This is a genomic window from Microcystis sp. LE19-131.1A (assembly GCF_027532015.1).
Taxonomy (GTDB): domain Bacteria; phylum Cyanobacteriota; class Cyanobacteriia; order Cyanobacteriales; family Microcystaceae; genus Microcystis; species Microcystis ichthyoblabe_A.
Genome location: NZ_JAPZSS010000071.1, coordinates 1 through 13,083 on the forward strand (window position 1 = coordinate 1; position 13,083 = coordinate 13,083).

Sequence of the window (13,083 nt, forward strand, 5' to 3'; positions counted from 1 at the left end):
AAGAAGGAAAAAGGGCTGTTTTTTTTGTTGATGCCGCTCACTTCGTCATGGGAGCATTTCTCGGTTTTGTTTGGTGTTTTGAGAGACTTTTTGTTAAGTCACCGAGCGGGCGTAAACGCTTCAATGTTTTAGGAGCATTAAGTGCAATAACTCATGAAGTTATTCTGGTTACTAATGACACTTATATTACGGCAACTCAAGTCTGTGAACTTATTGAAAAAATAGCTGCTTTAGGACTAATGATTCCCATCACTCTCGTATTAGATAATGCCCGCTATCAGAAATGTAAAATTGTTGAAGAATTGGCTCTTTCTTTGTCAATAGAGCTGCTCTATCTGCCGTCTTATTCACCTAATCTAAATTTAATTGAAAGGCTGTGGAAATTTGTCAAAAAGAAATGTTTATATGGTAAATATTATGAGAACTTTTCTGACTTTTCTTCAGCTATTTATGAATGTCTGAATGATGCCCATCTGAAACATAAAAAAGAACTGGATTCTTTGCTGACTCTACGATTTCAGAAGTTTAATAAATCTCAGATTATGAACGTCTAAAGTATACTTAGCAATCCCCAACTAATCAAGGATTACTCAGGATACTAACCCGGACTTTTTCACCATTCTGCAAAAGTTTACTACTATTAACGACGAAACGCTCCCCCGGTTCAAGTCCAGTGATAATTTCTACTTGACCGTCAAGCGCTTGACCGAGACGAACGGGACGTTTTTGCACTTGTGAGTTAGACTCGGAAAGGACGAAAATGGCTGGGGATTCCCCCTGACTGACAATTGCTGTTTCGGGGACAATCACCTGAGGGGCAGAATTATTATTAAACCGTACCCGGGCCAATAATCCCCCTTTAATTAAACCATCCCCATTGGGTAGAGTAATCTCCACGGGAATCCGCCGGGCCGTGCCTTGGCTGAGGGGAAAAATCCTGTTGATGTGACCGGAAAAATTTCTCTCACCGAAAGCATCAAGGCTGACATTAACCGTTTGTCCTAAATTAATCGTTTTTAAATCCAATTCCGATAATAATACTACTACCTTGACCTGTTGAAAATCACCAATTTTGAGGACTTCATCGCCGATACTGACTAAATCCCCCGGCTCTTTTAGTTTTTCTATAACTATCCCCGTCGCCGGTGATTTAAGAATAGCGTAGGCCTGACGTTGTTGTTCCTGAGCGATGACCGATTTTTGGGCGGCAATTCTGCCGATAATTGCCGCCACTACCTGTTCCTCGACTTTAATTCTCGATCTCGCGCTATTAACGGCTTTTAAAGCTACTGCAGCTGTAGTTTGGGCTGTTTCGCCCTGTTGCAGGGGAATCGCCCCTTCTAGGGCTAATTTTTGCAGGCGCTCGCCATCATTTTTGGCCTGTTGGTATTGTAGTTGTAGGCGCTCCACTTCAATTTCAGCGTTACTGACTTCAATTCTCGCCCGGGCTAATTCCGCTTCTAGGGCCGACAGGGCGGATTTTTCTTGCCGGACAACGGTGGCAAGGAGACGATCATCAACATGAGCGAGGATTTGTCCTAATTGCACCTCATCTCCCACATCGACGACGAGATTAAGTAACTGACCGGTGGCTTGCGATCGCAGAGAAACGACTTTTAAAGGTCGGGTAGTTCCCGTGTAATCAAGATTGCGTCCGATGGTTGCCAGTTTAGCGGTGGTGACGTTGACGGTAGTAGTACGGGCCGCTGGTGACGGTGGTTGGGTTTCGGTCCCGGGAGAACAACTCGCGCTTAAGGATAAGATAACCAGAGCGGAAAGGATAATCGGAGTCGATCCCATGGCGATAATCTTGGTAGAAAGCTGCTTTTGAGTCGATGGTCGCTTATTCCTCGTCCCAAGCTTCTACCGCTACCACTTCGCTGAGAGGGTCTTGCATGGAGAAACCGAAATCGAGAAGCTCTTGCTTCCAGTATCCCCACTCATCTCCGTATAAAAGAGCCAGTTTCCAGATACTATCGCTAGGTTTGACTACTTTTGCATCTATCCACTTGCTAGCCTTGCGTTGAAACTTCACCATCGGGTGAGCTACAGCTTGTTTGGTCATAAATTCAATTGCTATGAATACTTCGGATTTTGCGCTTCCCGACTAAACTAACTCAAGACTAAGACTTTTGCCATTACAAAGGAGTGAGAAGCGCGTTTATTAACTTACTTTTACACCATATCTGTGGTTTTAGGCAAGTCTTTTTAACCAAAAGTACGGTAATTACTACTATAGATTAGTATAACCGGAGGCCACAATCATGGAACCGATGCCTCGATCGGTGAAAATTTCCAGTAAAAGGGCGTGGGGAAGACGACCATCGATAATATGAGCGGCCTGAACTCCCTGAGCCAGCGATCGCACACAGCAGCCAACTTTGGGAATCATCCCGCCGGCAACGATACCTTTTTGAATCAACTCCCGGGCCTGTTGGATATCCAATTTAGCCAATAAAGTGGAAGGATCCTTATAATTCTCTAAAATTCCGGCTGTATCGGTCATCAAAATCAGTTTAGCTGCCCCTAAAGCCGCCGCTATTTCTCCGGCTACCGTATCGGCATTGATATTATGAGCTTGGCCGGTTTCATCGGCGGCCACACTGGAAATCACGGGAATATAGCCACTATTGACCAAGGATTCGACGAGGCTAGTATCGACACTGCTCACTTCTCCCACAAAACCAATGCCCTCTTTACCCACGGGACGGGCAGTGATCAGATTACCATCCTTACCGCATAATCCTACCGCTTTACCGCCGGCTTGATTGATCAGGGCAACAATTTCTTTATTGACGCGCCCCACCAGCACCATTTCTACCACATCCATGGTGTCGGCATCGGTGACGCGTAAACCGTCTTTAAATTGGGGTTCAATGCCTAATTTATCCAGCCAACTGTTGATTTCCGGACCGCCGCCGTGGACAATAACGGGACGAACCCCCACACAGGAGAGAAAAACGATATCTCGCATGACCGTGTCTTTGATAGCGCTGTTATTCATGGCCGCGCCACCGTATTTAACCACTACGGTGCGACCGCGAAATTCTTGTATATAGGGTAGGGCTTCGCTGAGGATTTTCACCCGTTGGGCATCGTTTTCCTGGATATTATTATTCATGCGTTTTTTTACCTGTCTGATTCAGTGACCAGTTTAGCGGTTTCGGGTTTGACAAAAACTGTTCACCTTGAACGGATTGCTAGAAAGTCTTAGAACTACAGAATTTTTCGACACAACGGACAAAAATCTCGACTCCCATGGTTAACACCGATTCATCAAAATCAAAACGGGGATGATGGTGGGGATAGGCTAATCCTAATTCGGGATTGGCGGATCCCAAGAAGAAATAACAGCCCGGTACTTCCTGTAAAAAGAAGGACATATCTTCCCCTCCCATGGTTTGACATTCGGGAACGATTCCGGCTGGGGTTTCCACCACTTGTGCGGCGATGGAGCGCACTAATTCCGCCATCCGATCATGATTGATTACCGGGGGATACAATTGCCAGTAATCGAATTGATAACTGGCCCCGTGACTTTGACAGATGCCCGCGATAATTTCTTCCATCCGTTGTCGGAAATAGCCCCCTAACTGGGGATTGAAATAGCGCACCGTCCCACTGAGATTAGCACTATCGGCGATCACGTTTCTAGCGCTTCCCGCCGCTAATTTACCCACAGTCACCACGGCGGCATCGAGGGGGTTAAGGTTGCGGGCGACGATGGTTTGCAAGGCGTTGACGATTTGGGCCGCCACCAGTAGTGAATCGACGGTTTGATGGGGAATTGCCCCGTGGCCTCCCCGGCCTTGAATCTGGAGATCGAAACATTCCACCGCCGCCATTAAAGGCCCATTTTTTACGCCCACTGTCCCTAAAGGCAGATTATTCCAGAGGTGTAGCCCGATAATTCCCTCCACGTCGGGATTTTTCAGCACTCCCGCTTCGATCATCGGTTTCGCCCCCCCCGGCCCCTCTTCGGCGGGTTGGAAAATAATTTTTACTATCCCCTTGACATCGTGACAGTTTTGTGCTAGGTAAACTGCTGTACCGAGGGCGATCGCTGTGTGGCCATCGTGACCACAGGCGTGCATTTGGCCCGGATGTTGGGAACGATAGGGGACTTGGTTTTCTTCGGCGATCGGTAGTGCATCCATATCGGCCCGCAGGGCTAAAACTGGCCCCGGTTGACTGCCTGCGATGGTGGCGACAATTCCGGTGCCGGCGATACCGGTTTGATGGTCAATTCCGTATTTAGTCAGGGTTTGACTGATTAAGGAGGCGGTGAGATGTTCTTGAAAGCCTAGTTCTGGTTTTTGGTGTATTTGTCGGCGCCAGTGGACTAATTGCGGCTGTAGAGAACGAATAGCAAGGCGAATTTGAGGGCAATTTAAGCTATTGGGGACAGGAAAGGAGGAAATCATCGGGTTCGGACGGCTAGATTTTTTGATCACCGGTTTCTAGTTTAACTTCAGGAGACAGGGGACAGGAGACAGGAGGCAGGAGACAGCTTTGTTCTCCCCACACCCCACACCCCACTCCCCATACCCCACACCCTTCTTTACAAAACTTCATCCTATTTCAGGGCTGGAAAGGGCAATCCTTGGGCAAAAAGGGAAGGGAAAACAGAGAAATATAAAAAAAAACTTAAAATTTTTATCTTGCTGCCCCTTATACCCTTAAAGCCTTGCTGTCTCTGATTTCCTGATGGTGAGAGGCTTTGAGCCATGTCAGGAATTGATGACCAACTCGATCGAGTCATTGTTAAGTGACCGTTACAAAAAGACAGCAAAAAACTTAATAATATGTAACAAACAAAGTTTCGACAGCAGTGTATAAATTTAACTTGAGGGGCCAAGATAACAGACAAAAGTTAAGCTGGATACTTGTTTAACCTCCTTATGTGATTTATGAGAGAGCAGTGAAGTTTTTTCAGGTTTCTTAAAGTAAATCGCAACAATCACGGTCAAGGCTCGTCCAGACTCACCGTGAAATCCCTTAAGAGGGAAAATTTTAATTGCAAGCAAATCCCATTTAAATTTAGGAGATTGTCACAATGTTTGACGCATTCACCCGGGTAGTATCCCAAGCTGATGCTCGTGGCGAATATTTAAGCTCTTCGCAACTAGACGCTCTCAGCGCCATGGTTGCCGACAGCAACAAACGGATGGACTCTGTTAACCGGATCACCAGTAACGCTTCCACCATCGTTGCCAACGCCGCTCGTAGCCTGTTCGCTGAACAGCCCCAACTGATCACCCCCGGTGGTAATGCCTACACCAGCCGTCGTATGGCCGCTTGCTTACGCGACATGGAAATCATCTTGCGCTATGTTACCTACGCTACCTTCTCTGGCGACGGCAGTGTTCTCGATGATCGTTGCTTAAATGGTCTGCGCGAAACCTATGTAGCTTTGGGAGTACCAGGAGCTTCCGTAGCTGCTGGCGTAAGCAAAATGAAAGAAGCTGCTTTATCCATTGCTAACGATCGCAACGGTATCACCCCCGGCGATTGCAGTGCTTTAATGTCTGAAATTGCCAGCTACTTCGACCGCGCCGCCGCTGCTGTCGCCTAGTCCCTGGGGCTAGTCTCAATTAAACCGTAGGAAACTTATTGCAAGATTATTGGGAGATACCAAAAAATGAAAACCCCCCTTACCGAAGCCGTAGCAGCCGCTGATTCTCAAGGTCGTTTCTTAAGCAGCACCGAAATCCAAACTGCTTTCGGTCGTTTTCGTCAAGCTTCTGCTGGCCTCAGCGCCGCTAAAGTGTTGACCGAAAAAGCCAATTCTTTGATCTCTGGCGCTGCTCAAGCTGTGTACAACAAGTACCCCTACACCACCCAAATGCAAGGGGCTAACTTTGCGGCGGATCAACGCGGTAAAGACAAATGCGCTCGTGACATCGGTTACTACCTCCGCATGGTGACCTACTGCTTAGTTGCTGGTGGAACCGGTCCGATGGACGAGTACCTCATCGCTGGTATCGACGAAATCAACCGCACCTTCGACCTGTCTCCTAGCTGGTACATCGAAGCTCTCAAATACATCAAAGCCAACCATGGTTTAAGTGGCGACCCTGCGGTAGAAGCCAACTCCTATATCGACTACGCTATCAACGCTCTCAGCTAGTCCAATCGAAAAAACTGCTGGTCTGGAAAGACAGGAGGTTGTTAGCAAAAGGGTTAGCAATCACCTGTTCTTCCAGACCTTGTTATATCCATCGTCAAGGCGGCCAGGTAATCGAACTGATCCTCCCCTAGTTTTGAGGGGTCAGAAAATGATCATTTTTTTGTAGGAGAACTTTAGTGGCAATTACTACCTCAGCTTCCCGTTTAGGGACAACCGCTTTTAGCGAGGTTGCTCCCGTGGAATTACGTCCCGATTGGTCCCGTGACGACGCACAGGCGGTTATTCGCGCCGTCTATCGTCAGGTGCTAGGCAATGACTATATCATGCGTTCCGAGCGCCTTACCAGTGCCGAATCCTTACTCTGCAACGGTTCGATCACCGTGCGGGAATTCGTCCGCGCCGTGGCCAAATCGGAACTGTATAAGAACAAATTCTTCTACGGTAACTTCCAAACCCGCGTCATCGAACTTAATATCAAACATCTTTTAGGTCGCGCTCCCTACGATGAGTCGGAAGTGGTCTATCACCTCGATCTCTACGAAAACAAAGGATTCGAGGCCGATATCGACTCCTATATCGATTCCGCCGAATATACCGAAAACTTCGGCGATAGTATTGTTCCCTACTATCGTGGTTTTGCCAGCCAACCCGGTCAAAAAACCGTGGGATTTACCCGGATGTTCCAACTCTATCGCGGTTATGCCAACAGCGATCGCTCTCAGATTGCCGGCAAAACCTCCCGTTTAGCGGTGGAATTAGCTCAAAACGGTGCTTCGGCAGTAGTCGGTCCCTCCGGTGGCAGCGATGGTTGGGCCTATCGTCCCTCTGCTCAACGCAACACCCCCAGTAAAGCTCTGGGTGGTAGTGTGGCCTATGGTGATGTGGGTAAGCTCTATCGCGTGGAAATTGCCGCTATTAGCAAACCGGGTTATCCCCGTGTCCGTCGCAGTAGCAAAGCGATTATCGTCCCCTTTGAACAGTTAAATAACACCCTGCAACAGATCAACCGTCTCGGTGGCAAAGTTGCCAGCATCACCCCCGCTAGTTTGAACTAATTTTCTAGCTTAAGATAACTAAAAGTCTCCCGGGCAGCCGTCAGGTTCACCGGGAGACTTCTTTCTAGGGAACTGACAGAAATTGAACCTCAGCAGATCGAGCAAACCTGTAGAATGAAAATAGTTCTATCGTTTTAATGCCTGTGACTGTCACTTCGATCGCTTTTGACTCTATCGATACTGCCTTAGCGGAAATCAAAGCCGGACGGGCTATTGTAGTAGTTGATGATGAGAATCGCGAAAATGAAGGAGATCTAATCTGTGCGGCCCAATTTGCCACCCCCGATCTGATTAACTTCATGGCAGTGCAAGCTCGCGGTTTAATCTGTCTGGCAATGACGGGAGAGCGTCTTGATGCTCTCGAATTACCCTTGATGGTGACAAAAAACACCGATAGCAATCAAACCGCTTTTACTGTTAGCATCGATGCTGCTCCCCACTTAGGGGTTAAAACTGGCATTTCAGCAGAAGATCGGGCGAAAACCGTACAAGTTGCCATTAATCCAGTCACTCGTCCCGACGATCTCACCCGTCCCGGTCATGTCTTCCCGATTCGTGCTAAAGCCGGTGGAGTCTTAAAACGCGCCGGTCATACGGAGGCAGCCGTGGATCTAGCTCGGTTAGCCGGGTTGTATCCGGCGGGAGTTATCTGTGAGATCCAAAATCCCGACGGTTCCATGGCCCGTTTACCGCAACTATTTGAATACGCTCGTCAACATAATTTAAAGTTAATCAGCATTGCCGATCTGATCAGTTATCGCTTAAAACACGATCGCTTTGTCCATCGGGAAACAGTCTGTGATTTTCCCAGTCAATTCGGCACTTTTCAGCTTTATGCCTACCGAAATTTATTAGATCAAACCGAACACATCGCTATTGTGAAAGGCGATCCCGCTCTCTTTGATGATCAACCTGTAATGGTACGAATGCACTCAGAATGCCTGACTGGGGATGCTTTGGGATCCTTGCGTTGCGATTGTCGGCAACAGTTACAAAGTGCCTTAAAAATGATTGAAAACAACGGTTTAGGGGTGGTGGTTTACCTGCGACAGGAAGGCCGGGGAATTGGTTTAATTAATAAGCTAAAAGCCTATTCTTTACAGGATATAGGACTAGATACGGTGGAAGCCAACGAAAGGTTAGGATTTCCCGCCGATTTGCGCGATTACGGCATGGGAGCGCAAATGCTCAACGATTTGGGGGTGAGAAATATTCGTTTAATTACCAATAATCCGCGTAAAATTGCCGGATTAAAAGGCTATGGTTTGGAAATAGTCGAGCGAGTACCTTTGCTGATCGAGGCTAATGATTATAATTCCAATTATTTGGCCACAAAAGCGGAAAAGTTAGGGCATCTATTCCTACAAACCTATCTAGTCACCATCGCTCTCAGTTGGGGGGAAAATCCGCCGTCAATTTCCCAAAGATATCATCAATTGGAGAAATTACGGCAGTTAAGTCGCGCTAATCAATTATCTCTCCAAGAAGAAACCCGACCGGTAGCCAATGCCCTTTTTGATCGCGCCCCTTTGATCGTACATTTAGGTTTAGATATTCGTAAGGGTGTTAGCAGTAATTGGTATAAAAATACTTCCCATCCTTATCTTCTGGTTATTGACAAGATATTAAATGACGTTAAAGATTGGTCGGAAATTGAACGCTTAGAATTTTTAATTTCCGACGGAGACGATTCGATGACGGGATTACAAATGAAACTTGATCATCAAAAAATGTCCGATGAAGATTTCTCACAATTACCACAATTAGCTACCCAAATTATCTACAGTTTTACTCGTGAGTCAGCAAAAAATTAGTTTTCTATGACCAGAAAAGAGCGTAACAGTTATAATTAAACAAAGCTAGTGTAACGGGGAAAACCTATGACAACTCTCGACATTTTACCGGAAGTTACCTGTCCCCCCACCGATTTATGGAGTGATGAACCACCCTTGGAAAGTGATCTACATCTACAACAAATTACAATTCTGATCGGTTGTTTAGAAAGGTTATGGCAACAAAGAACTAATTACTACGCTTCCGGCAATCTTACCATCTACTATAACGAAGAACAACTAAAAAAACGTGATTTCTGCGGTCCTGATTTTTTTGTGGTTTTAGATACAGAAAAACATCCGCGTAAAAGTTGGGTGGTTTGGGGAGAAGGGGGTAAATATCCCAATGTGATCGTGGAAATTCTCTCCCCATCCACTGCTAATATTGATCGCAATAAAAAGAAAAATCTCTATCAAAATACCTTTCGGACTCCTAACTATTTCTGGTTTGATCCTGAAAGTTTAGAACTGCAAGGATTTAGATTAATTGCTGGACAATATCAGGCTATTGCTGCTAATGAAAACGGCTATTTATGGAGTGAACAGTTAGAACTATATTTAGGCATATTTGACCGTAAACTGCGTTATTTTACCGTCGATGGTCAATTGGTTCCCACTCCCCAAGAAGCTGAATTAGAGCAAAGACAAGCAAAGGAACAGATTTTTTTAGAAAAGGAACAGGAACGAAAGGCAAAAGAACAGGCTATTTTAGAAAAAGAACAAGCTATCTTGGAAAGGGAAAGATTAGCGGCAAAATTACGAGAATTGGGCATTGATCCCGAAACTATCTAATTGATCAATATCTCTAGGATAGGTAATTCCTATCCTAGAAATGTTGGTGATTTAACCTTATTTTTCCTGTCTTTCTAAGGCTAATTTTACTAACTTATCGACCAATTTATCAAACTCTAAACCGGTGGCTTTCCAGAGTTGGGGATACATACTAAAATTAGTAAACCCTGGCAGAGTATTAATTTCATTGATCAACACTTCCCCAGTCTTTTCCACATAGAAAAAATCCACCCGCGACAATCCCGCAGCATCCACAGCTTTAAATGCTTCTACAGCCATTTCTCGCACTTGATTAGCAATTTTATCAGGAATATTAGCGGGAATCACCATACTCGATCGCCCGTCAGTATATTTAGTTTCATAGTCATAAAAATCACTATCAAAAGTAATTTCTCCCACCAAAGAAGCTTGGGGATTATCATTACCTAAAACCGCACATTCGATCTCCCTTGCGGTTACTCCTGCTTCAACAATAATCCGTCGATCATAACTAGCAGCACTATCTAAAGCAGCCTCTAATTCTTGCCGGTTGCGTGCTTTACTAATACCCACCGAAGAACCTAAATTAGCCGGTTTAATAAAACAAGGATAACCTATTTCCTCGGCGATTTGATCGCACAATTGCGGAAAAACACAGGCATTTGACCACACTTGCGAGCGGGTTATGGCCTTATACTTAACTTGGGGTAATCCAGCGGCTGCAAAAGCAGTTTTCATGGCAATTTTATCCATGCCTAGGCATGAACCCAGTACCCCACTACCCACAAAAGCAACCCGCATGAGAGTGAGTAATCCTTGTAAAGTGCCATCTTCTCCATTCGGTCCGTGGAGAATTGGAAACCAGACCTCAATTTCGCTCACTTCTGGAGGAAATTGCCAGATATTGACTTTTATATCACTCTCAATAGCTAGGGGTTGCCCAGAGGTTAAAATTTGTCTAGCAGTTGCTGCCGAATGCCAACAGCCATTTTTATCGATATAGAAGGGGATAACCGCGTATTTGTCAAGATTTTCGGGGTAATTAAAAGCTTGCAGGATCGATCGAGCCGAATTGATAGATACCTCGTGTTCTCCCGATCGACCACCAAACAACAATCCTACCTTGATCTTATCCATATTATCCTCTCTAGACCCAGCTAGATCCTAAATTAGAGTTCAACTATCATATATACTATGGGCGGAGTTGACAATAGTTGCAATTGATTTAGAGGCGGCTGTTCCTCGTCAGATCGGGGTTTTGGCAAAACCTCAAGATAAATTAATGGCTCTTCTCGACTTTGTGTGATAATTTTTGCTTATGGAATCGTGAAATGTTGACTGAGAAGGACTTTTACGACTATTTTGCCGAAGAAACTATCAGTATAGGCTTCGTTTCCACACATAAACCAGAAGAGCCAATTAATTATCGATCGGGATGAAATTTTGTCGTTCTTTCCCTAAAAAAATGGATAATCACTTTGGAGCTATTCACCCCCGGAAATTGAATGATTATTTAGCTAATTTTTCCAGTTTTTTCTTAGTTTTCTGAAGTTTTAAGGCTAAATTACCATGATGTTCGGGATAGTAAACGTGCAAGAATTCGATAAAATCCTCGATGGTACAAGGTTTATCAAATCCCCCTAAATTACCGTGAAATTCTTGGTGAATTTCTTCTTTAATAGTCACCAAATTCAGATCGAATGTCGCTAGATGGGGATATTTCTGGACAGAGTAAAGATGATGGACAGCGAGATTAAATTTTACATCTTTATCCGGTTTTTGCCCTGTCACCTGACAAGTGTTTTTATCTCTAGTTTTAGCTCGTTTTTTAGCCTTTTCAATCTCGATTTTTTGTTTGGTATCGTCATCTAGATTTTCCTGAATTTCTTTAAAGGCAAGAGGAAACTCCATTGCAATCGTTTTACACATTTCTTGGCGCGATTTATTCGTCAAAGTTTCACTCATGGATTTAGAAATCATCACTATTCCACTTTCAGAGAACCAAAACTCTCTTTTTTCATCTTCGTAAAAATCTACTCCTAATTCTAGAGGTTTATCAGTTCTTTGCTGAAGATGATTCACGGTTTTATTTAGCTTGGCTCCATTAGTTTCTAAAATTCGCCGTAAACTCTGTTTATGAATCATAGCCACTCCTTGATAAACTTGAATTTCGCCAGAGTCAATGAGTTCAGCAAAAATTAATTTTCGTGCCAAAGAGCGACGAATTTTTTGATCGTGCTTAGTAAAAAATTCTTTAAATTTGTAGAAAATTCCTCGCTTTTCATTCTTCTCGATATAGGAAGCAATTTTAAAAGCACCTTTAGGGGAAAAGTTACGGAGTTTCTTCTCCTTATTGACAAATTGATAATCGTCACCCTCAACTAAATCCCAATCATCATTAGGATCAGCATCAAAAAAGCTAACGATTTCATCCAATCTCTTATGAGAAATGGAAAGCCATTGAATTAGTTCAGCTTCTCTGATAGTAAAAATTTCTTTTTTGCGAGGCATAATTATTTTATCTCCGTGGTGATAGATTTATACATCACAGTCAAACGATCAAAGATGTGAGAGCTTCCTGTTTCTTGGTTATCGGGATGATAGATCTTAGAAAGACGATAATAAGCATTTTTAATGTCTTCCTTGCTGGCAGTGTTTGGATCAAGATCGAAAACACGATAGGGACGAAAATATTTAAAAATATTGATACCGTTGATACAATCTTTCCCCTGTTCGTAATCTTCTTCAGGAAGAATACCGATATATTTCCTGTAGATAACCTCCCAACTTTCTCGCTGAGATAAATTGATGTTATCAAAGGCTCTAGTAGCCATTTGAAACATACTCGATTTTTTTAGTTCTGTGGTATTGCTAACCTCAAAATAGGCATAAACTGCCTGTTTAAGTTGCGTTAGAGTTAAAGGTTTAACTTTTGAGCCTGTGGTGGTGGTGGCTGTAGTTTTTGATTTAGTTAACGATGGTTTAGGAGACTTTTTATGGTGGTTTTTGATGACAAAATCGGCAAAATCTTCGAGAATACGACTTTCGATCGAGTATTGCTCACAGATATGACTAATCTGCTCTAAAATGAGCGAGTTAAGAGGATTAGTGGTCATAATTTCCCTAAGAAGCTGCAAAAAATCTAGCCTTTCTTATCAAGATGAAGTGTAGGCTAATTTGGTATGAACGACCGACGACTGACTCCCGAAAACTTCCTATCCTAAATTAATACCACAGCAGTGGCCACTTTATCACATGGTTAATAATCAAAAAAATTGCTGGCATATTATAGATT

The 13,083-nt window shown here is 44.2% G+C and carries 13 protein-coding genes; 6 read left to right on the forward strand and 7 right to left on the reverse strand.

All coding sequences use genetic code 11. The features are described 5' to 3' along the window. The coding region (locus tag O9323_RS06330) for an IS630 family transposase (protein WP_288124838.1) at positions 1 to 554 on the forward strand (554 nt) is incomplete at its 5' end. 25 nt (positions 555 to 579) lie between these two features. Here O9323_RS06330 and O9323_RS06335 read toward each other — a convergent pair. The 4 genes from O9323_RS06335 to O9323_RS06350 all read right to left on the reverse strand — a co-directional run bounded on the left by O9323_RS06335 (position 580) and on the right by O9323_RS06350 (position 4,424). Further along, positions 580 to 1,800, reverse strand: coding sequence for an efflux RND transporter periplasmic adaptor subunit (locus O9323_RS06335; RefSeq protein WP_002749915.1), 1,221 nt, complete (start codon positions 1,798 to 1,800; stop codon positions 580 to 582). Positions 1,801 to 1,843: 43 nt separating this feature from the next. Beyond that, entirely contained in the window at positions 1,844 to 2,065 is a 222-nt protein-coding gene (locus O9323_RS06340; RefSeq protein WP_002749922.1) for a DUF4327 family protein, read from the reverse strand. A 168-nt stretch (positions 2,066 to 2,233) separates the two neighbouring features. Further along, a complete protein-coding gene (gene argB / locus O9323_RS06345; protein ID WP_002775610.1) occupies positions 2,234 to 3,121 on the reverse strand; it encodes an acetylglutamate kinase in 888 nt (295 codons plus the stop codon). A 79-nt stretch (positions 3,122 to 3,200) separates the two neighbouring features. Then, on the reverse strand, positions 3,201 to 4,424 hold the full coding sequence (locus tag O9323_RS06350; protein WP_288124852.1) for a M20 family metallopeptidase: 1,224 nt from the start codon (positions 4,422 to 4,424) through the stop codon (positions 3,201 to 3,203). A 632-nt stretch (positions 4,425 to 5,056) separates the two neighbouring features. On the opposite strand from O9323_RS06350, the gene cpcB reads away from it, so the two are divergent. The 5 genes from cpcB to O9323_RS06375 all read left to right on the forward strand — a co-directional run bounded on the left by cpcB (position 5,057) and on the right by O9323_RS06375 (position 9,809). Next, on the forward strand, positions 5,057 to 5,575 hold the full coding sequence (cpcB, locus tag O9323_RS06355) for a C-phycocyanin subunit beta (RefSeq protein ID WP_002735500.1): 519 nt from the start codon (positions 5,057 to 5,059) through the stop codon (positions 5,573 to 5,575). Between the two features lie 66 nt (positions 5,576 to 5,641). Continuing rightward, positions 5,642 to 6,130 carry a C-phycocyanin subunit alpha gene (gene cpcA, locus O9323_RS06360; protein WP_288124839.1) on the forward strand — a complete coding sequence of 163 codons (489 nt, stop codon included), beginning with the start codon at positions 5,642 to 5,644 and terminating at the stop codon, positions 6,128 to 6,130. A gap of 176 nt (positions 6,131 to 6,306) precedes the next feature. Next, entirely contained in the window at positions 6,307 to 7,185 is an 879-nt protein-coding gene (locus O9323_RS06365) for a phycobilisome linker polypeptide (protein ID WP_002736362.1), read from the forward strand. A 137-nt stretch (positions 7,186 to 7,322) separates the two neighbouring features. Continuing rightward, a complete protein-coding gene (ribBA, locus tag O9323_RS06370) occupies positions 7,323 to 8,999 on the forward strand; it encodes a bifunctional 3,4-dihydroxy-2-butanone-4-phosphate synthase/GTP cyclohydrolase II (protein WP_149107717.1) in 1,677 nt (558 codons plus the stop codon). 66 nt (positions 9,000 to 9,065) lie between these two features. Then, positions 9,066 to 9,809 carry a Uma2 family endonuclease gene (locus O9323_RS06375; RefSeq protein WP_002749931.1) on the forward strand — a complete coding sequence of 248 codons (744 nt, stop codon included), beginning with the start codon at positions 9,066 to 9,068 and terminating at the stop codon, positions 9,807 to 9,809. A 57-nt stretch (positions 9,810 to 9,866) separates the two neighbouring features. On the opposite strand, the gene O9323_RS06380 is transcribed toward O9323_RS06375, so the two are convergent. The 3 genes from O9323_RS06380 to O9323_RS22550 form a co-directional block, all read right to left on the reverse strand. Further along, entirely contained in the window at positions 9,867 to 10,925 is a 1,059-nt protein-coding gene (locus O9323_RS06380) for a D-alanine--D-alanine ligase family protein (RefSeq protein ID WP_002775606.1), read from the reverse strand. 372 nt (positions 10,926 to 11,297) lie between these two features. Further along, the gene (locus O9323_RS06385; RefSeq protein WP_288124840.1) at positions 11,298 to 12,299 is read right to left on the reverse strand and encodes a hypothetical protein; all 1,002 of its coding nucleotides are present in this window, start codon (positions 12,297 to 12,299) and stop codon (positions 11,298 to 11,300) included. Positions 12,300 to 12,301: 2 nt separating this feature from the next. After that, positions 12,302 to 12,904, reverse strand: a complete 603-nt coding sequence (locus O9323_RS22550) for a J domain-containing protein (protein ID WP_002775603.1) — start codon at positions 12,902 to 12,904, stop codon at positions 12,302 to 12,304. Between the last annotated feature and the right edge of the window lie 179 nt (positions 12,905 to 13,083).